This is a genomic window from Candidatus Sororendozoicomonas aggregata, assembly GCF_031528575.1.
Lineage (GTDB): Bacteria > Pseudomonadota > Gammaproteobacteria > Pseudomonadales > Endozoicomonadaceae > Endonucleibacter > Endonucleibacter aggregata.
In genome coordinates this window covers 17,871-43,210 of sequence record NZ_JAVLSP010000005.1, presented here as the reverse complement: position 1 = coordinate 43,210, position 25,340 = coordinate 17,871, and the positions used below count along the sequence as shown (strand labels likewise).

Here is a 25,340-nt window from a genome sequence, read left to right as displayed (position 1 = left end):
TTTCCCATCATTGCCCGAACTTATTCGCCAGAGCCTTTTGTACGCAGGGAGCGACAAATTTTGAAATATCGCCGCCCAGAGACGAAATTTCCCGGACCAGTGTTGATGAAATATAGGAATACTGTTCAGCCGGCGTTAGAAACAAACTTTCCACCTGGGGGGCCAGTATACGATTCATATTTGCCATCTGAAATTCGTATTCAAAGTCAGAAACAGCGCGTAATCCCCTTAAAATAGCTGTGGCTTTCTGCTCTCTCAGAAAGTCCGCCAATAATGAGTTAAAACCAATTACCTCGACATTATCAAGATGAGTGGTGACTTCCTCTGCCAGAGCCACCCGCTGAGCCAACTCAAAGACCGGTTTTTTATTGGGGCTCTCCGCAACAGCAACCACTACTCTGTCGAAAAGGTGTGCGGCCCGCTCGACCAGATCCATATGACCTTTGGTAATAGGGTCGAAGGTACCAGGATAAATTACATTGATCATTAAAAATGACTGTCCTGCTAACGGGTATATCACCCAATAAGCGTCAGCATGTCAGTGACACGTATTGGGTACATTAGAAGACGTCGATAGTAGCGAATTAAGAGAAAAGCTACAAATAAAAACAAATATCAGCAGCAGTCTTAAAAGTCTGCCCGTAGCGGGGACTGCGATAAATTGGTCTAAAAATTCCTGCTTCTTCATCAAATAGCCCCGCTATTCTCCTCAGAAGCAGAAATTTTTATCCTCAATTTCTCGTAATCCTCGCTACGGGCGCTATTCTCGGTCAGGCTCCTGGAGTCTGGCTACCCTCCACCGGTTAAAAAACGAACGACCAATTTTTTGATACCTGTATACGGAGGATAGATCAACGTAGAGGAATTCAACTTGCCTTTGGATAATACAGACTTTGTCTTGGTCAGTGCCAGAAAGCCTTCATGCCCATGGTAATGGCCCATGCCTGATGAGCCAATGCCACCAAAAGGCATATCGTCAACAATAGCGTGCGTCAAAGTATCATTAATACTGACACCACCAGCATGGGTGGATAGTACCACTTTTTCCTGCTGTCTTTTATCCAGGCCAAAGTAGTACAGTGCCAGGGGGCGAGGTCTGGCTTGCACGAAACTGATGGCATTCGCCAAATCATCAACAGCAACCACTGGTAATAGCGGCCCGAAAATTTCCTCCTGCATGATGGTCATATCATCCGTTGGATTCAAAATAAGGTGGGGCACCATTCGACGGCTTCCGTCGTTAATCTTATCATCGGTTACCGGGCGAATATCCGCACCTTTGACCCTTGCATCCTCAAGCGCAGACTCAAGGCGGGTAAACTGGCGCTCATTGACGATGGCAGAGTAATCCTTGCTGTTGTTAACAGAAGGATACATCTTACCAAATGCCTTCTTATAGGCAGCAACAAACGCTTCTTTCTGGCTTTCTTTCAGCAAAATATAATCGGGTGCAACACACGTCTGCCCCGCATTGATGGATTTACCAAAACAAATACGCTCTGCCGCCTCGTCCAGGGGAAAGTCATCATTGATAATAACAGGGGATTTGCCACCCAACTCCAGGGTAACGGGTGTCAGGTTCTCCGCAGCAGCTTTCATCACATGGCGGCCCACCTCGGTGGAACCTGTAAACAACACGTGATCAAAGGGCAGGCGAGTAAAAGCAGCACCTACCTCGGCATCGCCGTTTATGACGGTCACTAAATCATCCGGGAACGTGCGAGCGATTACTTCGGCAAAAAGGGTTGACGTCTTCGGGGTGTACTCAGACATTTTAATCATTACCCGGTTACCTGCGGCTAAAGCGGTGACCAGGGGCAAAGCGCTCAGTTGCAACGGATAGTTCCAGGGCACAACCACACCCACAACCCCTAATGGCTGAAAAACGACTTTGGCAGAGGCAGGTTGAAGTTGCATGGCCAGATGCCTGCGGCGAGGTTTCATCCATTTGCTTAAACGCTTCAGGGTATAGCTGATGTTTTCCAACACCGGCATAAACTCACCTACCAGTGTTTCATTGCGGGCCCGGCCACCAAAATCTGCGTCAATAGCGTCAACAAATGCTGACCGGTTTTCTTTCAGTGCTTGTTTCAACGCTTTCAAATGGGCAATGCGTTCGTCCAATAGCGGATAAGGATTGTTCAAAAACGCCGATTGTTGTTTTTGGAGTGTTTGTTGAAGTGTGAGTTCAGAAGAAATAAGATCATCATCACTACTGCCGGTTTTTTCCTGCTTATCTTCATCGACGATAAAAGAAGCGGCTGTCATAGTTATTGTACCTGTCTCATGCTAACCATCTTAGAATGACTATATCAGAATGTAAGAGACTAGAACTGCTTTTCTTATCGCCGAGAGTGTAGCCAATACAAAAGCCTGCCCTTAATCGAGGACAGGCATTGATCCTTATCAGCAGACACGGTCCGCTTTATAGTAGGCTTCACCCGTGTCAATGGCAGCATCAAATACTGTCTGACCTGTGCGAGGGCAACGGGCAACGTCATCTAGCTTCTTCGCTGTTTCAGCGGGCAGCAGGTGCTCCACAGCCGTTTTTTCGTCCATCAGTTCCTGTTCGGTTTTCTTCATCATTTCCTGACCGTAGGCATTGATGGTCAGATCCTGAACAATCTGGTAAGTGCCAAACTCACAGATAACCGGGAAAGAGTAATAAATACCTTTCGCAACACCATAACTACCATCGGAAATAATACCCATGCTGACGATATTGCCTTCGCTGCCCAACACCCAGTCGTGCATATGGTCCAGGGCCGCCTGTGCTGCCGAAGCGGCACTGGAGAGGCCGCGGGCCTCAATGATAGCGGCACCGCGCTTTTGAATACACGGCGTGAAGTCTTTCTTGTACCACTGCTCGTCAATCTGGTCGATAACAGACTCTTCACCGAGCACACGTGCATGGTGAACATCTGGATACATGGTGGGAGAATGGTTGCCCCAGACACAAACACCATCGATATCAGCGGGGTTCACACCCAGTTTATTCCCCAAAATACCCTTGGTACGGTTATGGTCGAGACGCGTCATTGCACAGAACTGACCAGCCCCCAGATCAGGGGCATTCCGGGAGAGAATGAGACAGTTGGTATTGGCCGGGTTACCCACAACCAGCGCTTTTACGTCACGGTTAGCCACATCATTCAGGGCCTTACCTTGCTCAGCAAATATTTTGGCATTGGCTTCGAGCAGATCAGAACGCTCCATCCCCTTGGTCCGAGGGCGCGCGCCTATCAGCATGGCGTAATGAACCCCTTTAAAACCATCAAAGGGATTATCGTGCAGAGAAATACCGTGTAGCAACGGGAACGCACAATCCTCAAGTTCCATGGCAACACCTCGGAGCTTGTCCATGGCTTGAGGAATTTCAACCAGTTGAAGAATTACAGGCTGATCAGTACCTAGCATTTCACCCGCAGCGATCTTAAATAGCAGGGAATAGCTGATATTGCCCGCTGCACCGGTTACCGCAACACGAACAGGTTGTTTCATGGAGTTGCTCCTTCGTCAAGCGCGAATTCACTCTGGTCGGCGTATATACCCGTCGCCTTTCAAAGGGCTACTTTCCTGGCAGCGTTCGTTCAGCCTGGTCACCTACTCTTTGCAGGCTCCTGGAGTTCGCTGACTTGCCGTCGCGTAGCAACTTGAAATCCTTTGGGTATAGCAACGCCCAATAGACCATGGTTAAAACGTTAGCGGCTGCAAGAATAACCAGAGAGTTGCCGCAAGTCTAGAGTAGACTACATAAAACCATCGTATTATTCTCTACAAACAGTGATACTTTTACTGAACCTGCCACAGTGAATAACCTACCTGCCCTGCCACTTTTTCCTTGATCATTACCCACTCGGGCATAAGCGAACTCAGAGCAAGTCCTTTTTCTGCCTCCATATAGATCAGCGTTTCAGTGTCTGTATAGCCATTTTCAGCAAGGCGCTTGCAGGTTTTTTCAAGCAGACCCTGGCGAAACGGCGGGTCAAGAAAGATCAGATCAAAAGGTGCCGCTGCCGGCTGTGCCAGCCATTGCAGGGCATCGGTATTGATGACAGTGGCATTTTTTGCTTGCAGTAACTCAAGGTTGCCCGATAACAGACGGGCAGCTTCCCCGGCTTTTTCCAACATGCAGGCGTGGGCAGCCCCACGTGAGAGCGCCTCGAATGCCAAAGCCCCTGAACCACTAAAACAGTCCAACAACCGGGCACCTGGTACGTAAGGCGCTAACCAGTTAAACACTGTTTCCCGCACACGGTCCGGTGTTGGCCTCAACCCTTCGAGATTCGTTATGGGTAATTTTCGTCCACGCCATTGACCCGCTATGATTCTCAACTGACCATTACCACCACGGTGTTGACTGGCTTTATGACGCATAAGGCAATGCCCCTGTAAATCGGGCATTATGCAGTATGCGCCATAGCTCAGCAAACAGTGTCGCCCGTTCAACAGGACAAGTACCTGGGAGCCTGTCGGACTTAAGACAATTTCGGCCTAAAATCCAGGAAGCGCGAGAAAGCGCGAGAAAGCGCGGCCAGAATTTCCGATCAATTGGCTTAAACAGGTCAACTATTCGCGCAAATTGATCGAAAATTCTGACTCGCCCTACTGAATTTTATGCTCGAAAGCATAAATCCGACAGACTCTCAGATCCTGACTACTCTGGATCGAGGAACTTGAATTCCCTATAAACCACTGTACTCAGTTGCGTTTTTATCAGCTCATTGTAACCCCTCCAGGCAGCGAAATGTCTGATCTGCGACATTTTCATATGTAGAAATTTATTTCTAAAATAGCGCTCAGTCGATCCTGAAAGTTCTGACAATCCTGTTGATTGTTCCTTGTGTCTGGTTACATCAGGGTCTGGAAAAAAGCCCATCCGAAGGTAAAACCCCAGGGCATCACGCTCAGGAGTTTCAAGATAAAGGTAGTTACTGTCGTTTGAATGAACTTCAGTGCTAATGATATAAATCAGCAATGATCCCAGATAAAGACGCCGATATTTTTCATCTATTGTAATGCGCTTTAAAGTATACTGCGGTTTCTTTCCGGTATCAGATTCAAAATCAATGTAGCTGGTTTTGGCAACCCCAGCATAGTCTGTGTTTTCATAAAGCTGAAGTTCCAGCTCACTGTTACCCCAGTAATCCAGCGTGATAGGGAACCGCTCAAGGGTAAAAATTCGATTTTTTCCCAGAGCCTGAAAGCGGAACCCGTCACGAAACACAACACTAGTAAACGACATACCTACTTCTCATCCTTCAACCTGAATTCAACATAACCGCTATGCCATCACTTCAACGACTACCCTCGACACCTCTACTCCTGATCAGCTTTCCTAACTGAAGTATAACTTTCAGCTGAGACGTGTAATGCGTCGATCTTTGTTAGCGTTTGAAGATATAAATGGAAAACTTCGCTTCAGATTGACAAAGTGTACGCCATTTGTCTTTTAAAATGCAAAGTTAGCGTTCAGGTTGTCAGTGCAATAACATCGTTACAATAAAACGTTGGAATAACTGCTCCTGCTTACTCTGGCTCCAGGAATTTGAACTTTTTACGAATTAATACGCCCAAAGTCGTATTAATGGTCTTAGTGTAACCCCTCCATTTAACGTAGTCTCTGATCATAACCAGCTTTTCATTTAAATAGTGGTTTCTTAAATAAGGTGAAGTAGATCCAGAAAGTGTTGACAACCGGCATACATCATCTTTCTTTCTAAGCTCATCAGGGTCTGGAATAAAACCCAGCCGAAGATAAAAGCCCAGAGCGTCGAGTTCCGGGGAGTCTATATAAAAGTATTCACCACCGTTTTTACGCGCTTCCGTGTTAATGATGTAAACTAACAATGATCCCAGCGAAAGTCGCTGATAATTTTTCTCCAATGCGATAATAGATAAAATATAGATGGGTCGGTTTTCCGAAACAGGGTGAAAACGTTTGCCAACAACTTTGGCATGTTCGGCATAGTCTGAGCCTTCGTAAAGCTGAAGTTCTAGTTCATATATACCCTCGCAACCCTTGACAGGTTTCCGAACAAGAGTAAATATTCGCCCAAATTTCAGGCTCTGAAAACGGCTCCCGTCACAGAAAACAATACAGGTAAACAGCATACTGATTTTTCACCCGTCAATCTGAGAAGCAGTCTTAACAGTCATACTCCTACTGCGGCTACGATAAATGGGTCTGAAAAGTCGCTTTTGTTCGTCAAATAGTCCCGCTATTCTCTTCACAAAAGCGACTTTTTATCCTCCATTTCTCGCAGTCCTCGTTACGGGCAGACTTTTAAGACTGCTTCTGAGTTCGAAGTAATACCAATCGTTTTTTCTCACTACCCTTTATGCTAGGAGCCTGGAGAACATATGCGCTATATCCACTTTGACGTATTTAGTCCTCACCAAATGGTCAAGGCGGATTGTCAAGGATGTTTGTTTACCTCAATATTCAATGCCTTAAAGACATCCTGTCCCGGATAACCGTCAGCAATCATTTTATGGGAGGCTTGATAGTCTCGAATTGCCTGACCTGTTGCCGGACCAATAATTCCGTCAGGTTTTCCGCTATTAAAACCCAGCTCGTTCAGTCTGACTTGTAGTGCTTTGATTTGAGATACATTCAAACGGGGGACATCAGGAGGCACCTGGTGAAGAGCCGGTGAACCATTAATTCTGTCTGCCAGATGACCCACAGCAATGGCATAAAAAATTGAGCGGTTCCAGCCCATGATGACATTAAAGTTGTCGTATACTAAAAAAGCCGGGCCTTCATGGCCAGCAGGGATAATCAAAGACGCTTCAATGTCTTCTTCAGGCAATCTGCCACCAAAGGCTGTGGTCAGACCAAGCTCATGCCATTGCCGCAAGGACTTTTTGTTTTTTAGCCCTGCGTTGAGGTAATCAAAATTGGCGGGCAGGCGCACTTCTCGCCCCCACCTCAGGTTTCTTTGCCACCCCAGATGGTTCAGGAAATTAGCTGCTGAGGCCATAGCATCCGGGATGCTCTCCCAAAGATTTACAACACCATCATTCTCACCATCAACACCGTAGAGAAGATAAGTAGAGGGCATAAACTGTGTTTGCCCCATAGCGCCAGCCCAGGAACCCAGCATTTGCTCTTGTGGGAGTCCATGGGTATCGATCAGCTGTAAAGCCGCAACCACTTCTTTAGAAAAGAACTCACTGCGACGCTCATCGCAAGCCAAGGTCGCCAGTGTATCAATAACCGGAAACGTACCGAGGTAACCACCAAAGTTGGTTTCCAACCCCCAAAAGGCGACCAGGTAGTGCTGGGGAACACCGGTTTCTCTGGTAAGTTTATCCAGTAACGGTTTATAGCGGGCCAGCATTTTCTGTCCCTCAGACACCCGGAAGCTCGTGACACGCTTATTGAGGTAATTCGCAAAGGTTTCATTAAACTCGGGTTGTTTGCGGTCAAGTTCCAGGGTTCGGCTGATTTCTTTTACAGAACCCAATGTTTCTTTGATAACAGCCACAGAGACGCCGGCATCCAGTGCACGTTGCTCAAGGCGGCTGATACATTTGGGGAATTCGCCCCCATAACTTGCTGTCGCTTCTATGCATGAAGCCACAGAAAACAGTGAAAAAACGGCTGCCCTAGCATGTTTTACTAACATGTTACATATTCCACCTTTTATTAAAGTACACATCCTTAGGGTTTATGATTTAGTGCCTCCTGCTGCATGGGCGTATTCACTTTTATTTTTTGAGCGCTAAACCAAAGCGCATTTGATAAGGCCGATGCATCGGGTGGTTATGGCTCTCAAACTAAAGTTAACGACGGACGATTTCAAGCGATTTTTTAACCGGAAGTGCCATTGCATAGAGTGCCTGTGGATTCTGTCTGGATTTTACCAGGCAGAATGACTACTATCTCAGCACCGCCTAATTTTTCTTTTTTATGAACCCTATACCAACACAGCATTATCTAAGGACGCCCCTTCTTACTTCTTGCAGCATGCTGTCATTGCCTGCTTTTATTATTCTGGCTGTTACCTTTTCTCTGTCTTCTGCTTTGTATGCTGCTGAAACCTCTACTTCCCTGCGTTTTGAATACTTTTTGGCAGCATTGCGCAGGGTTAAGCCCGATGGGGTTATCAATCTAAAAAAATTGCATACTTATCCAGAAAAGTTACTCACAGTGGACAGTCAATATCCTTTATTGACGCAGTATTCATGGTCTGATATTGAAACCTTGTTCAAGGTAAAGAGCAACTGTCAGTGGGTGAAAGTCGACACCCATAGCCTGCAAACGGCCATTGACTTTGAATGGGCGCTTTGCAATAAGCGAGCGTTACCAGAAAGCTGGTGGACTCAAGCCCCTTTATTACATCCAGCAGGTGGGAGTTATGCGGACAGGTATCTGGAAGCTATTGAAAAAAATTTTGGTGGCAACAGCGATGAAGCAACGAATTTTTTAACACATCACGCCGACCTGCTGACGTTAAGCAACCCTCTGCATCCGTTGTATAACGCTTTTAAAAATATTGAGCCTGAGGGGATAGCAGCACTTCTTGCGGGTTCTCACTTCTTTCTGGCATCAGATAACAGTTTATGGCTGAGTAATCAGACATCTATTGTTAAAATAGCGGCAACCACCTGGCAACCACTGGCCAAAGAAGCTTATCTGGTGATCACGCAGCGCCAAAAGCAGCAAAGTTGCGCAATATTCTCTGCTGGTAACCTGTGTATTACTGAGCGTAATATCACGCTTTTAATTAGCTGGTGGATAACGGGCATATTTTTTTTTCTTGTCGTAGCTATCAGCGTTGTCAGAATCCTGAGACAACGCCAACAAGATACGAGAGAAAAAAAGTTTATCCTTCAGTTGTTAGTCCACGAATTACGAACGCCTGTCGCCAGCTTGAGTATGACCGTTGAGCAGTTTCGCGCGGACTATGACCAACTTAGCGAACGAGGCCAAATGGCTTTTGGCCGACTATTACAAGATTGTTCCCGCCTTCACCGACTTACTGAAACCAGTAAAGGCTTTCTCAGCAGTGATAATCAGAGCATGTTGCAATGTCAGTCAGTATTATTATCTGAGTGGCTTGCAGACGTGGTGAAAAACTACCCTGTTCAATTTACAATCAGCGAAGATAAAGAGCTGTCACTGCCTTGGTATTGGCTTGGACTCTGTCTGGAAAACCTAATCAGAAATGCGCTCGCCCATGGTAAACCACCTGTTTTTCTGGTTATATCAACAGCCCCGAAGCTTAGGCTTGAAGTAAACGACCAAGGTGATAGCCCAGGTTGGTGGCAATTATTGACAGGGAAAAAAAGTAAAAACAGAGGGATGGGTATTGGCTTAACATTGGTTAAACGCATAATGCAACGCATGGGGGGACGGCTTATTCACCAACGTCATCCAACCCGTTATATTCTGGAGTTAGACTATGACAAAACTGCTGCTGGTTGAAGACGATATACTGCTGGGACAAGGTGTTATCGATTTTCTTAACCAACAGGGCTATCAGTGCGACTGGGTGCAAACACTGGCGGAAGTTGAAGAATTCTGGTACTCATCAGACCTGGTGATATTGGATCGGCAACTCCCCGACGGGGATAGTTCGACCTTTCTGCCTAATTGGCTGATGAAAAAATCACTGCCTGTGATTTTTTTAACAGCACGTATTGATATTAAGGACCGTGTGGACGGTTTGGCAGCGGGCGCTCGCGACTATATGATCAAGCCATTCTCAAATCACGAGCTACTAGCCCGTATTCAAACTCAGTTGCGGCCTGTTGGGGAAGTCAATCTTCATTACGGAGACATTGTACTCAACCTGGCGACGCATGATGTTTTTGTTGCGGACACCCACGTTGAATTAAAACCCAAAGAGTTCCAGTTATTGTTGTTGCTGGTGCAAAATCTGAATCGGGTGTACCACCGGGATGAACTGTTAAATCAGGTTTGGGGGTACCAGTCGTTCCCTTCGACGCGCACGGTGGACAACCATGTACTACAGTTGCGTCAAAAATTACCAGATTTAGATATAGAAACTATCCGTGGTGTTGGTTATCGCTTGAAAGGCTGATCGATCCGATGCGCTTTGTGCTTCTTTTAACCGTAATATTTTTCCTGACTTTTATTGTCCGCCAGACAGTAGCGGCAGATAATTTTTTCAGAAATACGCCACTGAAACCAGTGTATGATGCTTTAATTAACAAACACCCGCAGTTGGCTTATCGGGAGTTTTATAGTGCCCTACTCAAGCAGGGTAGGGGAAACGCAATAGAGAAACATTGTGGTTTAGTGGGTATTGAGATTTTGAGGCAGACCCGGTGTGGACGCGACACGGTCTACGCTGACGTCAATATCCCTCCCCTCAAAGTGGTGCTTGCTGCTCGCAGTAACCCCAGACAGCAATATGTCTATCAAGTGCTGATAGAAGCTGAACACTCAGAACATCCCACAACATTTACTCTTAAAGATGCAAAAGATCAGCTCTGGTTTTCCGGCACGCTTCCAACGTCTGCCAGCCCTGTTATTTTGGCAAGCCCTGAATGGTTTGCGCCCTTGCCATCAGGGTTTTATACATTAACGCTGAACAAGAAAAAGCAGTATCTGTTGTTTGTTTTACCCTGCAATGTCAGAGATTGGTTAGACCCCTGGTCCAGCAAGGGTATTGTGCATCTGAAATTACCAGACCACTTGGAAGGCTGCCCGCCGGTTACGGTATTCCAGCGCTGGTTTGGTAAAGATTTTGCCACTATAGGCGTTCCTGTACCGATCAAAACTGACCAGGATTTTCTGTTGCCTGAAAAATACCCTGCAAGTGCTGCCGGGCTTGGGCTTTCAGCCTCGTTTTACTATTTTCAGGGGGGGGTTGAAATTGAGCTTCGCCAGCAGATCTCCATACCTGTCAGCTGGCTTCCCGAGCAGCATGAGTAGGGTGATCTTACTACCTTGAGTTGACATCCTCCCCGCCTCCCCGACGTGAAGAGGGTGTCGCGAAACGCTGAAATACACCCCGCACCGTCATCCTGTATAGGAACCACACGCTATGGAAGGCACTCTAACCGCACGCGTCATGGGGGTTTAGTGATTCACGTCCTTGTGGCATAGATTCCTTACAATCCCTGTACGGGATGACGACGGAGAAAATTAAGCGTTTCGCGACACCCTCTGAACGACGGGGGTTCCTGCTACCAGAGGGCAATGCCCTGGGGCAGCGTATCCCTTACCAGTAGCGGTATACGCCTTATTCCACAGGCTCCTGGAAGTACGGGGTTTTACGCGATTTTGATAATCAATACATGGTCGCGGCAGTAAATGCCATTTTTCCTGAAGTAATAGAGCGTTCTCCCTCACCCTCAGGGTGATGTTAAATGTATCACCCTGAACTATCGGGTTGATTACGGAGTAACAGGAATAGATGGAGAGCTTTCTGCTTTGTTAAAGGTAATCCAACTGTTCAGCTGTTTTAAGTCTTCAGGACTCAGGGTTCCTGCGTATTGCTTAAGTTGTAGAGTGTTGATGATAAAGTCATAACGGGCATTGAGGTAGTCGCGTTGGGCGGCATAGAGTTTTTGCTGGGCATCCAGTACATCGGTAATATTCTGGGTGCCAACCTCATAGCCGCTTTGTGTTGCTTTTAATGCGCTCTCAGAGGAAATGATTCCCTGCTGGCGAGCTTCTACCCGGTCAACATCAGAGCTGACAGTATGATAAAGGTTGCGCGTATTGGCATTAGTGTCGCGCAGTAGTTTATCAAAGTTTTGTTGGGTCTGTTCCATTTGGTAGGTGGCTTCACGCACCTGAGATTGAGTGGCACCACCAGAGAAAATGGGTATAGTCAGTGTCAAGCCGACAACAGTACCATCGGAGCGACCTGTTTTATAGCCTGAGCCAGCGGGCTCCAAAGGACCCTCGGCACTATTGTCATTGTTGTAATTATAAGAGGCCGTCGCTTCAATAGTGGGCGCATGCCCTGCTTTTTTCACCTTAATATTTTCTTCGGCAGCTTTAATGCCGGCTCTTGCTGATTTCAGGGCAATGTTGTTTTTCAGGGCGCTCTCTACCCATTCCCCTGCAATAGCCGGGGTGGGCTTAATCACCGGCATACTCTTTTTCAACTTACCGATATCCGTCACGCTGGCATTGGTAATGGTTCGCAGGTTCTCGTAGCTGACATTCACTTGATTTTCACCCTCGATGCGGGCAACTCGTGCATTATCGTAGGCAGCTTGTGCTTGCAGTACGTCGGTTTCAGCAATCAGGCCAACATTGTAGCGTTCACGTGCCTGGTCCAGCTGTTGTTTCACCGCCCGTTCTTCTGCAATGGAGGTTATCAAGCTGTCTTCTGCCCGGAGAACATTAAAATAAGCCTGAGAGACGCGAAGAATCAAATCCTGCTGAGCGTTAGCAAAATCAAACTCAGCCTGAGTAGTGAGGGATTGAGCCTGGGTGTAACCATACCAACCAGCCAGATTAAATAGCGGCTGGCTCAAAGTAGCGCTCCAGCCATTGGAGTTATAATTACTTTTCTGGTCATCGCCACCGGTCACGTCGGTTGTTTTCTTTTGGTACTGTGTATTTGCGCTGGCACTGATGGTTGGCAACAGCATCGCCCGTCCCTGAGGAAGCAATTCTTTTTTTGCCAGCATACCTGCCTTTGCGGCAGCCAGGGTCGCATCATTTTCAAGGGCAAGATTATAAATATCGAGCAGATTATACTTTGGTTGCGCTGCTTGTACACTCATGGCAGAGCTTGCCAAAGCAGCCAACAGAAAAACAGAATGACGGGGTCGGATCATAATGTGGTCCTTTGAATAAATCGACAAAAAATAAAATATTCGGTCTATAGTGTTTGGAACAGTCACAAAAAACAAGAGGATGATCATATTCATGCGGTGGATTATGATCAAACCATGACCACGTTAGCAAAAAAAACGATCTGCAAGGTCGATCTGAGCCGACAACATAGCCTGTGTGAGGTGAATTATGCCAGGCTGATGAAACTGCTTCCTTGCCTTCAACATCAGGATCAGGTGCAGTTTTTGGTGCATCATAGTTCAGATAACAGTTTGTCCGCCAGTAGATTTGATATTTGGGTACTGAACCGGGCGCCCTATACTACAAGTATTCATCTGAAAATGTCTGCGGCATGGGGTAGATGGCTGACGTTGCCTGAATTGAAAGTGCAATTGTACCATGATGTACAGATGGCTGAAGTAACAGGTGCGCAAAAATACGCCAGACTCCCTTTGATCACTCACTATCCTAATGGGTATATGCTATCTCTGAACGAAAAGGCCCAGTTGAATCAGTTTTTGAGCGAGTTGCTGGATTTTTGTATCAGTGGTGGGCATGTGCCTGATGCGTATGAGACGTCTTGAAAACCATGAAAAAAATTATCCAGCTTACCGACACCCATTTGTTTGCTTCACCCGATGTCATGCATTATGGCATCAATCCTTATCAAAATTTGTCTGGTATCGTGCATCAAATCAAGGGGCACCATAAGGATTGTGATGCCATTATCGTAACCGGTGATTTAAGTCAGGATGATACGGTTGAATCCTATCAACAGCTAGTGGATATACTCACCCCTTTGGGAACTCCATTTTTCTGGCTCTGTGGCAACCATGATGTAGAAGAAGCGACTATGCGGGCGGTTTGTCCTCACGCGATGCAAAAGCGCGTTGAGCTTGGGCGCTGGCAACTGTTGTTATTGAATTCCAAAACGCCCGATGCGGCTTATGGCACGTTATCGGAAGGAGAGCTGTCCTGGCTGGAAAACCAGCTAAGGCATCACCCTCAGAACACGGTTATTGCGCTTCATCATCCGCCGTATAAGGTAGGCAGTGAGTGGATTGACACCAACAACCTGCGCAATATTGCTGATTTTCAACGTATTATCAAGCCTTGTGATCATGTAAAGGCTGTGATTCACGGGCATATCCATCAGCAACACAACGCAGATTTGGTGGGCATCCCCTGTTTTGCCACGCCATCGACCAGCGTCCAGTTTATGCCTGATAGTGAGACTTTTCAGATAGATCGTACCCGCTTGCCAGGATACCGAGTGCTGACGTTGATGGATGATGGGCAGCTAGACACAGAGGTTATCCGGGTTGATTCACTTCAGCAATAGATAGCTGGCTAGATATTATGATTTTTTATGACATGGTGGCCTGAGCTTTCCTAGCATTTAGTATGAAGATGCAGTAACCAATAAGGAACGTATTATGGCCAGGGAAGAGGCAGGGCATTATCACAGTGAAGAGGATTTTACTGATGATAAGCATGTTGCTCACCGTAAGGAGCGTGCGAGGAAAGAGCGCTGTAAGAAAAGAAAAGCGTCAACAATCCGTCAGGGGATTGATCACTACTACTCCAAAAAGCACGGTGCTATGCCAGTTGATGAGACATTCGATGATTGTAACGATTATGATGACTTTGACCCACCTTCCTATCACTGAGAGGCTGTCTTAAAAGTCGTGATGCTAATGCTGTCTGCAAAAAATGGGACTAAAAAGTCAATTTTGTTGGTTAATTAAATAGCGGGCTGTTCGCCTCTCAAGATCGACTTTTTATTCTCTGTTTCTCATGATTCTCGCTACTTGTAAACTTCTGAGAAGCTGTTCATGATCTTTTTTCTCCTTCATAGTTCGGCCAATGAGACAGACCTACCCCAGTGATATCAGCCGTGAACAGTTTGAGCCGATTCTTCCGATCCTTGAAAGCGCTCGAAAAACAACCAAACCGCGCGCTATCGACCTTTATGATGTGTTTTGCGCTGTGCTTTACCTACTCAAAAGCGGTTGTCAGTGGCGCATGATCCCCAAGGATTTTCCAAAATGGAGAACAGTTCACTCTTATTTTCGGTGTTTGTCAACAATGGAGTGAGCCTTGTGACAATGAAAAAGTCAGCCTGCTTGAGCGGGCTTTAAAAAAATCAAGTTGGCGAAACCCGGACTAAACAGGGGCGACAAGAGAAAACGAGCTTCGTTATCGTTGATGCTCAGAGCGTCAAGAATACTGCTTATGCGCTGGATAAAGGCTATGATGCTGGCAAAAAAGTATCTGGAATTAAACGCCACATTGCTGTAGATACACAAGGGTTGCCCCACGCAATCACGATTACTACAGCAGATGTCAATGATAGAGTCGGGGCCCCGAAAGATTTTGAAAACAATAAGTCAGCCCTGTCAAAGGTGGAGTCTGCGAGGGTTGAGGTCGGTAACGGCCTCTTCTACTCGGACATAGGGGGCACCCTTGTTGAGAAGATTATGAACAGCTTCTTACCGGATGCAAAGATTAAGAAAGCCTTTCGGTAACTACTTGTTGCAAAAGGTAATAAATGTAAGTACGTTAAGGATTCCCGATAACATTTTAATAGGGTTAGAACTATGAAAAATAGTAAAAAAGTAGTTGTTAAAGTTAATGATAAAGAAGCAACTTGCGGTAGCTATAACCTTTAATTGTTTATGCTACATCTATTATGTTTTTAGATGTAGCGATCCCGATATTAAAAATAAATTATCAATACTTATAAAAGAGCATATAAAATAATGAAGATAGCTTGTAGTTATAATCCGTGTTTTATAGACGGCAAACTTATAATACCTGGAAAAGTTGAGTTGATCGAACTGGGATTAAGAGCGTTTAACAAAGTTTTTTCAGAACAAAAAAAGTTTAACATAAATTATAACAAGAGTCTTTCTATACATACTATCTAGATCCCCTATTACAGAAAGTTCAGACCGTCAAGATGCGTTTATACGTGAAAAAATAGAGCCTTTATTAAAGTATGAAAGCATCATTAGCTTTGGATTTCATCTTTGTGGTGATAGAAGGGATAATATTGGAAAATTCGGCTTTACTTCTCATTATAACCAGTCACCAGAGAAGGAGGAGCTGGCAATATTATTCATAAATAAAATTAATAGCAAAACAAAAAAACAGATATGGATAGAGAATGCCAATTTTTATTCAGAGTCTCCTGAAGAAATAATTATTAACTTAAAAAGTATATTCAGGGTTGCAAAAAAGTCAGGAGCAAAGGTAATAGTAGACATCAGCCATCTAGTTATAGATTGTAAAAATAACGGAATAAACCCATATAGCATTATTGGTTTTATTGATTGGGGTCTTGTAAAGGAGATCCATCTTTCTGGTATAGTTACAGGAAAAGATGGTACTTTTCACGATGGTCATAATCAGCAAGTCTCAGAAAAATCCTGGTGCTTACTCAATGAAATTATGAGCCTAAACGTATTAGAAAATGATGTGTACATAAATATAGAGCATAGTGATAAAATAACAGGGAAAAACAAAGAAGAAACATATGCATATTTATGTAACTCAGCAACCAGTTCTTTATTAAAGTCATCTCTACCATCAATAAAAAAATTCTTGGATATTGACGATGATAATGTTTTTTTCGAATATCTTAGATGGCTATATTGCAGAAATCTACCTTCTGATTGGAGAATAGGATCAACTATATTAGCTTATTTAAGAGAGATGAAATTAGAGATTTCTCATGAGTTAGAGGTGCAATGTTTACTTTCTACCTGCTCCCAATGGACTTACTTTGATAAAACGCAGAAGCGGATAATAGCCATACAAGAGAAAAATCACCCTAAAAATATTATATGTGGGGAGAAAAGCTCTCAAGCAAGACTAGAGAGAGAGGTTTTCTATTTTTCTATGGAGAGTAGTCTGAAGACAAATTATCAATATAACTATTGGCTACTAGATAATGAGAGTGACCTTGATCAATTAGAAAAAATAAATGGCAGTAAATTATTATGATAAAACAGATTTTACAGCAAGGTCTAATAATATCTGGCACTAGACTGATAGCACTATCAATGCCAATGATTGATATGATGATGCTAGGTAGAAGCACTGCAGAAGATGTGGCAAACTTTACAGTTGCAAATCAAATAATACAAGTGTTTGTAATATTAATAATATCGCTTAGTGTAGGTATTAATATTCTTGTTCCCAAGAAAAACACCAAGAGTAGTGATATCAATAATATTATAGGATATTCTATAGTTGTCGGCTTTATAATTACGTTGGTTTCGATAGTGTCAGGTTTTTTGTTTTTAAAGGGGAGTTCATCAGGTGATGTGTACTATATATTAGTATTAGGATTGTTTCCCCTTTCTGTATTTGTTGGTATTTCAGCAATAATGGAGTCAAAAGGATTTACAAGGAACGTGCTAATAATTACAGCAATCATGTCTTTTTCAAATGCAACTTTAAACTATATTCTTATAAATACACTCCCAGTAGTTGCCTCAAACTCAGTATCATTAGCTACAACTATGCTGCGATATGCCTTTTGTTTTATCATAATTATGATGGCATACAAAACAAGTCCTGTAAAAATAAGAGTAGGATTTTCTAGAGCTTTAAACTCTACACTTTTAAAATATGGGAAATCAGAATCAATAACGAGTTTTTTTTTCACAGGCTCCATTGCGTTCATGTTTTACTTTTTATCTAAAACAGCCACTACTTATAATATTGCCAATCTAGGGGTAACATTTAATTTTATAAACACAGTATTCATCGTTTTTGTTGGTTTTTCCATATCGCTTACTATATTTTTATCGAAAAAAGAAAAAATTCTAATTACGGATATCAAAAAAATCGTTGTGCTCTCACTATTTTATGTAGCATCTATTTCATTACTGCTATCATATTTCTCTAAAGAAATTTCTCATCTATACGTAAATGATAGACTTAGCGGATTAGCTGATGATATCAGACTATCTGTACTAATAATAGCTATTGATGGATTAGCTATCTCATTAATATCAATTTTAAGAGTTAAGGGTTACCCTGTTTTACCTCCATTGTTTAGGTTGTCGTTTGTTGTTTTTGGTATACCTTCGGGCATAGCTTTATATAGCTATTACGGTAACCAAGGACTAATTTTATGCCTTTCTTTAGCAAATGCTATAGCTCTTACTCTTTCTATAGCCTACCTGATGAAAATTATAATGAAGAGCTCTGACTTCACAGAAAAAGACGTAAATTTAAAAAAAGCTGAAATTTAGATTATTTTATTAGCGCCCCACCTCCATCCCACGACTCCGCTCGTGTTGTTTCTCCTCCAAGTGCCTCCGCACATCAGGGCTGTCAACGGCAGCACTGACCGTCTTTTCGCAATAATCCTGTTCATGGCCAGCTTGCCGGATCGGTAGCTCCGGGCTGGGTGTTTCCCGTGTTTCGTGGATCTGCTCGGATTTGTAGCCATGTTTTGCCATGTTTTTGCAGATCATATAATCCGCCCTGGAGAGATCTAGTACATCATTTCAATAAGATTGTCGGGTAGAGCTTTTTCAGTTTTACCCGAGCGTCTTCTGTTGTGAATCTCCAATCCATTTTTGCCTGTACCTGATTACGAGTAGCTACCCAACTTGTCACTTCTGCCTTCAGCGTTTCCTGATCAGGTATTCTCCGATCCAGACACTGACGACTTAAAAGACTCAACTCTATCTCTGCCATATTGAGCCAGCTGCCATGCTTTGGGGTGTAATGAATTTCAAGTTTGCTGGCTATCCGCCGTGCTTCTCTATCCAGGCGAACGAGCGCTCGACAACCCACCGCTGCGGTATCACTGCAAAAGTATGAAGTTCACTCCTTTTTGCCACTTGTACAGAGGCACCCAGTATTTCTTTTATCACTGGGGTAGGTCTGTCTCATTGGCCGAATTATGAAGGAGAAAAAAGATCATGAACAGCTTCTGAGGGGCGCCCCATTAGCCACTGAGAAAGCGCTGTATGGATCGAAACACCAATGCAGGTTTTTGAGCATGCAGCCAGTGGCCTGCTTCAGGAATGATTTTAACCGATGCGTTCGGAAACAGTGACAGAACAGCGCTTCGGTGCTCAGGCTGAATGTAGTCAGACTCTCCCCCTTTCAGAAACAGGGTATCACCTTCAAAGGGGGCACTGGCAGATTGGCCTTCCATAAGGCTCGAATAGTTCGCATGAATACCAGCCAGATTCATACGCCACCGATACTGTCCGTGTTCATTTTTGTAGAGGTTTTTCAAGAGAAACTGGCGGACAGCTTTTTCTTTTACATAGTGCGCTAATACCTTGTCAGCGTCGGAGCGTCCCTTAAGCGTGTCTAAATCAATGGCATAAAACCCGGAAAACACATCATCATGCCGTGCAAGGTAGGTAACTGGAGCGACATCCATCACAATCAGTTTTCTCACCCGCTCAGGCGCCTGTAGGGCTACAGACATTGCCACCTTTCCACCCATGGAGTGCCCGACAAGGTCAACGGATGTCAGCCCTAGAGTATCCATATAGACGACAATGTCTTGTACCATTAGCCGGTAATTCATGGTATCTGAGTGCGGGGAGCGACCATGGTTTCTCAAATCAAGGGCGTGCACTGTGAAGTTTGCTGCCAGGGAGCGGTTAAGGGTTCCCAGGTTTTCCAGAGAGCCAAACAGTCCGTGAATGCTGATAAGATCTGATCCCTGACCCTGCTGGTGGGCAAACAGATGCATGGATGAATACCTCTCAAAATAGCGCATTGTAAGGCAGCTGCCATCAGCCTTAATGACAGCGCCTTTTAGACTAGGAGCCTGTCGGACTTAAGGCAATTTCGGCCTGAAATCCAGAAAGAACGGCCATATTTTCCGATGAATTTGCTTAAATAGGTCAACTATTCGCACAAATCCATCGAAAAATCTGACTCGCTCTACTGAATTTCATGCTCGAAAGCTTAAGCCCGACAGGCTCCTAGACTAGCTAGTCAATTAACGACTAAAGTCGTTAAATTTGAAGACAGATTAAAAAACAGGCGCCGTTAAATAGCAACAGCAGCCTTGATGTGTGGGTGGGTCTGGTAATGTTGCAGTTCAAAATCATCAATGGTGAAGCTGAACAGGTCTTTTACCGCAGGATTAATGACCATGGCAGGTGATGGGAAAGGGGTTCTGGACAGCTGCTCCCTGGCTTGCTCTAAGTGATTAGAATACAAATGGGCATCACCAAAAGTATGAATAAACTCACCTGGCGCGAGTTCACACACCTGGGCAATCATCATGGTTAACAGAGCATAGGATGCAATATTAAAAGGCACACCCAGGAAAATATCAGCGCTGCGCTGGTAAAGCTGGCAGGACAGTTTTCCATCAAGCACATAAAACTGAAACAGACAGTGACAAGGCGGTAATGCCTGTTTGCCTTGCGCTGCATTTTCAGAAGGAGAAAACGCTACGTCAGGCAGTACGGTTGGATTCCAGGCACTGACCACTAACCGGCGAGAATCCGGGTTACGCTTAATTTCATCCAGCAACCACTGAATCTGATCCACGGTCTCTCCGTTTGGCCCTTCCCAACTGCGCCATTGCTTGCCATACACTGGGCCAAGGTTACCTTCAGGTGTTGCCCATTCATCCCATATACGAATATTGTTGTCTTTCAGATAACCAATATTAGTATCACCTTTCAGAAACCAAAGGAGTTCATGAATGATAGAGCGAAGGTGACATTTTTTTGTGGTAACCAGGGGAAACCCTTTGGCCAAATCAAAGCGCATCTGATAGCCAAACACACTGTAGGTGCCTGTGCCGGTGCGATCTGGCTTAAAGGTGCCATGATCCTTAACGTGGCGCAGAAGCTTCAGATACTCTTTCATGGTGCGTTAGTCCTTTTCATTGATTCGGCCCATATGATACACACTGGGAGCCTGTCGGACTTATGCTCAAAAGCATAAGTCCGACAGGCTCCTGGCCGCTTTATATTGAGCCAATTATCAGCCAGGTCGATCGTTGCAGACAATAGTTGATTACCCTCGCCTAAACCGCTAAAGCCATCTTTTACCGCCATAACAAACGTTGCGACATGATTTCTGCGAGGTGTTTGATAATGCTGAAGCTGCAACTGCCCAACCACGTCATCGGCCATTTTCTGCGACAAGACTGTAGACACCTGCGGGTAATGCCGCCAGTCGTGACGCCCAAAGCTCAGTGGCTGTAAAAGGCAGTTGTAACGTTCCTCTTGCCGCCTGTCGTGCCTCGCGAATGGCTTTGATGGCTCCAATATCGTCTTTATCGTCTTTGTTGCTGTGTCTCACGGTTATTTCAGGCACAGGCCATTCTCTGTTTTTATTTATTGTTTGGTTTTATTCCTTTTTAGCCAGGCGGCATCGTCCACGTTCATGCCATTTTGTAATGGGTTATTCCGGTACGCATAAAAGATAAACAAGACACCGAGCAATACCATTGGCAATGACAATAACTGTCCCATGGTCATCCAGTCAAATGCAATAAAACCCAGTTGGGGATCAGGTTCTCGGAAAAACTCTACAGCAATCCGGGCCAATCCATAGACGACGAGGAACAGTCCGGTAACAGCCATACGAGGACGGGGTTTTGCTGAGTACCACCAGAGCACAGTGAAAAGCACAATCCCTTCAAGGGCAAGCTGGTACAACTGTGAAGGGTGCCGTGTCAGCTGGCTGGGGTCTCGTGGGAAGACCATTGCCCAGGGCACATCGGAAACACGTCCCCATAACTCGCCGCCGATAAAGTTACCTAAACGACCTGCACCCAAACCCAGAGGTACTAATGGCGCTCCAAAATCCAAAACCTGGAAAATAGTTTTATCCACCTTTTTGCTAAATAGCCACATAGCAATGCAAACACCCACCAGGCCGCCATGGAATGACATGCCCCCTTCCCAGATATGGAATAGCCAGAGTGGATTTTGAAGGAAATAATCGAAATTATAAAAAAACACATAGCCAAAACGACCGCCGAGAACTGCGCCAATAGCGCCATAAAAAGTCATGTCACTGATCTGTTCACAATGCCATAGTCCACCGGATCGTTTGGCTCTGACATGACCGAGGAACCATCCACCGGCGAAGCCCACCAGATACATTAAACCGTACCAATGGACTTTGACAGGTCCAAGACTAAACGCAACCGGATCAATATTCGGATAAGCTATCACAGCACCCTTCCAGGAGTAGGTTGTTGAAATAATGGTAAATCGCCACGGTCATACCAATTACAAGGCTGCCCATAACAGTTTAACACCCACAGCGACTAAAAATAAGGCAAAGCCTTGTTGAAGCCTGCTTGCAGGCAGGTTGTGGGCCCATTTAGCACCAAGGCGGGAAAAAGGTACACTGGTGAGCACAATACCGATAAAGGCTGGCCAGTAAACAAAGCCGGTAGCGTATGCAGGTAAAAAAGGCTGATCAGCCCCCATGATCATGTTGGCAGCTGTTGCCATGATGGCTATGGGCAGGCCACAGGCTGCCGACGTGCCAATAGCAAGCGTCATAGGAACACGGCGCCAGCGAAGAAAAGGTACGGATAACGCTCCACCACCAATGCCAAACATCCCAGATGCCCATCCGATGATACCGCCTCCAGTAGTCAGTACCCAGGGCTTTGTGGGTTGGTTGCCACACGCTGATGCTGATAATGCGTGACCATACCATAGCCGCGTTGCCATCAGTAACGCAAAGATTCCCAGCGCTCCTTGCAGTGTACGACCATTGAGCTGTGTCGCCGTATACACGCCCAGCAGGGAACCCAACAGAATTCCGGGTGACAACTGTTTGAACAAGTTCCAGTCTACGGCCTTCTTTTGGTGATGCGTCCGCGTGGAGCTGATGGAGGTAATCACAATGGTGGCCAGGGAAGTGCCAATAGCCAGATGTGTCACTATTTCGGGGGCAAACCCATAAACAGAAAAGCTGACGAGTAATGCTGGTACAATAATCAAGCCACCTCCCACACCAAACAATCCTGCTAATACCCCGGCCAGTGCGCCGATCAAAATGTAGAGTGCAAACACCATGCCTGTTACCTTGTAACCCATTTGTGAATAGCCGCTGAATGTAGCGCATCTTCGGGAGTAATTGAATAATTAGCCATGGCATGGCGTAAATAATAGCTGAATTAAGACATACCACACTGTACAGGATGACTTAAGAAGTTGTTCATGATTTTTTGTGAGACCGAAGCTGATGAGATAAAGCTGTCTGTTTCTGATTTTCTGAGAGTCAGGTGGTGCTATGTAACGAAAAAAAGCGCGTAAAACAGGCCGCTTTTATCGACGGTTTCAGCCAGTAAAAGATTGTGAACAGCTTCTAAGTGGGCATGCCATAGAGGTGACTGCCGCAGGCTAGCCTGGTATTTGGATATAGCACTATGATCACCTTTACGAAAAAACGTCTGTAGTCGTGTTTTATTTTAATGGACTTTTACTTCTATTCCCTCTATAACGTATTTGTACTTACAAGGTGCTACAAAAGTTTGGTATTTTATTGTATTGTCTTGTACTTAATTAATAAAACGCTTGTTGCGATAAGCTCCAGATAATCATAAAAAAGTAGTACGCCTACCATTACCCACAAACCGGGCGGGGGAGAGAAGCTATGTCTATATTCGCACATTTTCAGGAAAGGTATGAGTCAGTTCAGCAGGAAGAAATGAGCCTGCAGGAGTACCTCGACCTTTGTAAAAAAGGCTCAAGCGCATACGCGAATGCAGCAGAACGTATGCTGCTGGCTATTGGTGAGCCTGAGGTAGTTGATACGGCTAAAGATAGCAGGCTTAGTCGCATCTTTTCTAATAAACTGATCAAACGCTATCCTGCTTTTGAAGAATTCTATGGCATGGAAGAAGCCATTGAGCAAATTGTGTCGTATTTCAAACATGCAGCCCAAGGGCTGGAAGAGAAAAAGCAAATTCTGTACTTGCTTGGCCCTGTAGGTGGTGGAAAATCTTCTCTGGCTGAAAAGCTGAAGCAGCTCATAGAGCGCGTCCCGTTTTATGCCATTAAAGGTTCTCCGGTATTTGAATCGCCCCTGGGCCTTTTTAATCCCGATGAAGATGCTGGTATTCTTGAGCAGGAATACGGTATTCCTCAGCGTTATCTGCGCTATATTATGTCACCCTGGGCAGTGAAACGTCTGCATGAATACGGGGGGGATATTTCCAAGTTTCGTGTGGTAAAACTGTACCCCAGTCGTCTGAATCAGGTCGGTGTGGCGAAAACAGAGCCAGGCGATGAGAATAATCAGGATATTTCCAGCCTGGTGGGGAAAGTGGACATTCGTCAGTTGGAAGAGTTTTCCCAGGACGACCCGGATGCTTACAGTTTCTCCGGCGCGCTGTGTCGTGCCAATCAGGGGCTTATGGAATTCGTCGAGATGTTCAAGGCTCCTATCAAGGTATTGCATCCATTGCTGACAGCTACGCAGGAAGGTAATTACAACAGTACTGAAGGACTTGGTGCCATTCCTTATGAAGGCATTGTACTGGCACACTCTAACGAATCTGAATGGCAGGCTTTCAGAAACAACAAGACCAATGAAGCCTTTATTGACCGGGTGAATATTGTCAAGGTGCCCTACTGCACCCGTGTCAGCGAAGAAATGAAAATCTACGAAAAATTGCTGGAGCACAGTTCGCTGAAAAAAGCCCCGTGCGCACCTGATACCTTGAAAATGTTGGCACAGTTTTCTGTCCTGTCTCGCATCAAAGAGCCTGAAAATTCATCGGCATTTTCCAAGATGCGGGTCTACGATGGTGAAAACCTGAAAGATACCGACCCTAATGCTAAGCCTTTGCAGGAATACAAAGACTTTGCCGGGGTTGATGAAGGGATGGATGGGTTATCGACGCGCTTTGCCTTTAAAATTCTGTCAAAAGTCTTTAACTTCGACGCCTCAGAGGTCGCTGCTAACCCTGTGCATTTGATGTATGTGCTGGAGCAGCAGATAGAGCAACAGCAGTACCCTGAAGAAATTCGTGAGCGTTATATGCGCTTTATCAAGGAATACCTTACGCCGAAGTATGTGGAGTTTCTGGGCAAGGAAATTCAAACAGCATACCTTGAGTCGTATTCTGAGTACGGCCAGAATATTTTTGACCGTTACATCACTTATGCAGACTTCTGGATTCAGGATCAGGAGTTCCGTGATCCTGATACCGGTCATATTCTTGATCGTGGTGCGCTGAACGATGAACTGGAAAAAATTGAGAAACCGGCAGGCATTGCCAATCCCAAGGATTTCCGAAATGAAGTGGTTAACTTTGTCTTGCGAGCGCGTGCCAACCATCAGGGGAAAAACCCCAGTTGGCTGAGCTATGAAAAAATGCGTACGGTCATTGAGAAGAAAATGTTCTCAAATACTGAAGACCTTCTCCCTGTCATTTCTTTTAACCCGAAAGGATCGCAGGATGATCAGCGTAAACATAAAGACTTTGTGGATCGCATGGTAGAGCACGGCTATACCGAGAAGCAGGTGCGGCTGTTGTCTGAATGGTATATTCGTGTGCGTAAATCCCAGTAACCAGCCGTTTCGT

Annotated in this window: 23 protein-coding genes and 5 pseudogenes; 12 read left to right on the top strand and 16 right to left on the bottom strand. The window is 45.1% G+C overall.

The window, feature by feature from the left end:
- Positions 1–7: 7 nt before the first annotated feature.
- The 7 genes from coaD to V4C51_RS01740 form a co-directional block, all read right to left on the bottom strand.
- Positions 8–487: a pantetheine-phosphate adenylyltransferase gene (gene coaD / locus V4C51_RS01770; protein WP_330924402.1), complete on the bottom strand. Its 480-nt coding sequence runs from the start codon at positions 485–487 to the stop codon at positions 8–10.
- 302 nt (positions 488–789) lie between these two features.
- Positions 790–2,268 (bottom strand): coniferyl aldehyde dehydrogenase, encoded by a 1,479-nt coding sequence (locus V4C51_RS01765; RefSeq protein ID WP_330924401.1) that lies wholly within the window; start codon positions 2,266–2,268, stop codon positions 790–792.
- Between the two features lie 138 nt (positions 2,269–2,406).
- A complete protein-coding gene (locus V4C51_RS01760; protein WP_330924400.1) occupies positions 2,407–3,501 on the bottom strand; it encodes a malate dehydrogenase in 1,095 nt (364 codons plus the stop codon).
- Positions 3,502–3,792: 291 nt separating this feature from the next.
- Positions 3,793–4,377 (bottom strand): 16S rRNA (guanine(966)-N(2))-methyltransferase RsmD, encoded by a 585-nt coding sequence (gene rsmD / locus V4C51_RS01755; protein WP_330924399.1) that lies wholly within the window; start codon positions 4,375–4,377, stop codon positions 3,793–3,795.
- A 280-nt stretch (positions 4,378–4,657) separates the two neighbouring features.
- Positions 4,658–5,245, bottom strand: a complete 588-nt coding sequence (locus V4C51_RS01750; protein WP_330924398.1) for a GNAT family N-acetyltransferase — start codon at positions 5,243–5,245, stop codon at positions 4,658–4,660.
- 284 nt (positions 5,246–5,529) lie between these two features.
- Positions 5,530–6,114: a GNAT family protein gene (locus V4C51_RS01745; RefSeq protein ID WP_330924397.1), complete on the bottom strand. Its 585-nt coding sequence runs from the start codon at positions 6,112–6,114 to the stop codon at positions 5,530–5,532.
- A gap of 305 nt (positions 6,115–6,419) precedes the next feature.
- Positions 6,420–7,634 carry a lytic murein transglycosylase gene (locus V4C51_RS01740; RefSeq protein ID WP_330924396.1) on the bottom strand — a complete coding sequence of 405 codons (1,215 nt, stop codon included), beginning with the start codon at positions 7,632–7,634 and terminating at the stop codon, positions 6,420–6,422.
- 350 nt (positions 7,635–7,984) lie between these two features.
- On the opposite strand from V4C51_RS01740, the gene V4C51_RS01735 reads away from it, so the two are divergent.
- The 3 genes from V4C51_RS01735 to V4C51_RS01725 are packed head-to-tail and all read left to right on the top strand — an operon-like array spanning position 7,985 to position 10,912.
- Positions 7,985–9,436 (top strand): ATP-binding protein, encoded by a 1,452-nt coding sequence (locus V4C51_RS01735; protein WP_330924395.1) that lies wholly within the window; start codon positions 7,985–7,987, stop codon positions 9,434–9,436.
- The gene (locus V4C51_RS01730) at positions 9,414–10,055 is read left to right on the top strand and encodes a response regulator transcription factor (RefSeq protein WP_330924394.1); all 642 of its coding nucleotides are present in this window, start codon (positions 9,414–9,416) and stop codon (positions 10,053–10,055) included. The genes V4C51_RS01735 and V4C51_RS01730 overlap by 23 nt, the downstream gene beginning before the upstream one ends.
- 8 nt (positions 10,056–10,063) lie before the next feature.
- Entirely contained in the window at positions 10,064–10,912 is an 849-nt protein-coding gene (locus tag V4C51_RS01725; protein WP_330924393.1) for a DUF2861 family protein, read from the top strand.
- Between the two features lie 464 nt (positions 10,913–11,376).
- Here the strand turns inward: V4C51_RS01725 and V4C51_RS01720 are convergent, their stop codons facing one another.
- On the bottom strand, positions 11,377–12,777 hold the full coding sequence (locus V4C51_RS01720; RefSeq protein ID WP_330924392.1) for a TolC family outer membrane protein: 1,401 nt from the start codon (positions 12,775–12,777) through the stop codon (positions 11,377–11,379).
- Between the two features lie 114 nt (positions 12,778–12,891).
- Between V4C51_RS01720 and V4C51_RS01715 the strand changes: the two genes are divergently transcribed.
- The 8 genes and pseudogenes from V4C51_RS01715 (at position 12,892) to V4C51_RS01690 (ending at position 18,042) form a co-directional block, all read left to right on the top strand.
- Entirely contained in the window at positions 12,892–13,359 is a 468-nt protein-coding gene (locus V4C51_RS01715; RefSeq protein WP_330924391.1) for a DUF1249 domain-containing protein, read from the top strand.
- A 5-nt stretch (positions 13,360–13,364) separates the two neighbouring features.
- On the top strand, positions 13,365–14,117 hold the full coding sequence (cpdA, locus tag V4C51_RS01710) for a 3',5'-cyclic-AMP phosphodiesterase (protein WP_330924390.1): 753 nt from the start codon (positions 13,365–13,367) through the stop codon (positions 14,115–14,117).
- Positions 14,118–14,211: 94 nt separating this feature from the next.
- Positions 14,212–14,445: a hypothetical protein gene (locus tag V4C51_RS01705; RefSeq protein ID WP_330924389.1), complete on the top strand. Its 234-nt coding sequence runs from the start codon at positions 14,212–14,214 to the stop codon at positions 14,443–14,445.
- Positions 14,446–14,641: 196 nt separating this feature from the next.
- Positions 14,642–15,207: pseudogene (locus V4C51_RS01700) on the top strand (IS5 family transposase); the annotation flags it as partial.
- A gap of 168 nt (positions 15,208–15,375) precedes the next feature.
- A complete protein-coding gene (gene movA / locus V4C51_RS18130; protein WP_476577887.1) occupies positions 15,376–15,447 on the top strand; it encodes a methanobactin-like peptide MovA in 72 nt (23 codons plus the stop codon).
- Positions 15,448–15,670: 223 nt separating this feature from the next.
- A pseudogene (locus tag V4C51_RS17830) lies at positions 15,671–16,225 on the top strand (multinuclear nonheme iron-dependent oxidase); the annotation flags it as partial.
- Between the two features lie 30 nt (positions 16,226–16,255).
- A complete protein-coding gene (locus V4C51_RS01695; RefSeq protein WP_330924388.1) occupies positions 16,256–16,783 on the top strand; it encodes a hypothetical protein in 528 nt (175 codons plus the stop codon).
- A complete protein-coding gene (locus tag V4C51_RS01690; protein WP_330924387.1) occupies positions 16,780–18,042 on the top strand; it encodes an MATE family efflux transporter in 1,263 nt (420 codons plus the stop codon). Before V4C51_RS01695 ends, V4C51_RS01690 begins: the two co-directional genes overlap by 4 nt.
- A 9-nt stretch (positions 18,043–18,051) precedes the next feature.
- Here the strand turns inward: V4C51_RS01690 and V4C51_RS01685 are convergent.
- From V4C51_RS01685 to V4C51_RS01650, 8 genes and pseudogenes are all read right to left on the bottom strand, one after another.
- Positions 18,052–18,276 (bottom strand): annotated as a pseudogene (locus tag V4C51_RS01685) (hypothetical protein); the annotation flags it as partial.
- A gap of 19 nt (positions 18,277–18,295) precedes the next feature.
- A pseudogene (locus tag V4C51_RS01680) lies at positions 18,296–18,559 on the bottom strand (transposase); the annotation flags it as partial.
- Positions 18,553–18,669: pseudogene (locus V4C51_RS01675) on the bottom strand (IS5/IS1182 family transposase); the annotation flags it as partial. The pseudogenes V4C51_RS01680 and V4C51_RS01675, both read right to left, overlap by 7 nt.
- A 77-nt stretch (positions 18,670–18,746) precedes the next feature.
- Positions 18,747–19,511 (bottom strand): alpha/beta fold hydrolase, encoded by a 765-nt coding sequence (locus V4C51_RS01670; RefSeq protein WP_330924385.1) that lies wholly within the window; start codon positions 19,509–19,511, stop codon positions 18,747–18,749.
- 302 nt (positions 19,512–19,813) lie between these two features.
- The gene (locus V4C51_RS01665; RefSeq protein ID WP_330924384.1) at positions 19,814–20,647 is read right to left on the bottom strand and encodes a thymidylate synthase; all 834 of its coding nucleotides are present in this window, start codon (positions 20,645–20,647) and stop codon (positions 19,814–19,816) included.
- A 258-nt stretch (positions 20,648–20,905) separates the two neighbouring features.
- Positions 20,906–21,100 (bottom strand): GNAT family protein, encoded by a 195-nt coding sequence (locus V4C51_RS01660; protein ID WP_330924383.1) that lies wholly within the window; start codon positions 21,098–21,100, stop codon positions 20,906–20,908.
- Positions 21,101–21,120: 20 nt separating this feature from the next.
- The gene (lgt, locus tag V4C51_RS01655; protein ID WP_330924382.1) at positions 21,121–21,966 is read right to left on the bottom strand and encodes a prolipoprotein diacylglyceryl transferase; all 846 of its coding nucleotides are present in this window, start codon (positions 21,964–21,966) and stop codon (positions 21,121–21,123) included.
- A gap of 57 nt (positions 21,967–22,023) precedes the next feature.
- On the bottom strand, positions 22,024–22,845 hold the full coding sequence (locus tag V4C51_RS01650) for a sulfite exporter TauE/SafE family protein (protein ID WP_330924381.1): 822 nt from the start codon (positions 22,843–22,845) through the stop codon (positions 22,024–22,026).
- A 559-nt stretch (positions 22,846–23,404) separates the two neighbouring features.
- Here V4C51_RS01650 and V4C51_RS01645 point away from each other — a divergent pair.
- Positions 23,405–25,327 (top strand): PrkA family serine protein kinase, encoded by a 1,923-nt coding sequence (locus tag V4C51_RS01645; RefSeq protein ID WP_330924380.1) that lies wholly within the window; start codon positions 23,405–23,407, stop codon positions 25,325–25,327.
- Positions 25,328–25,340 lie beyond the last annotated feature (13 nt).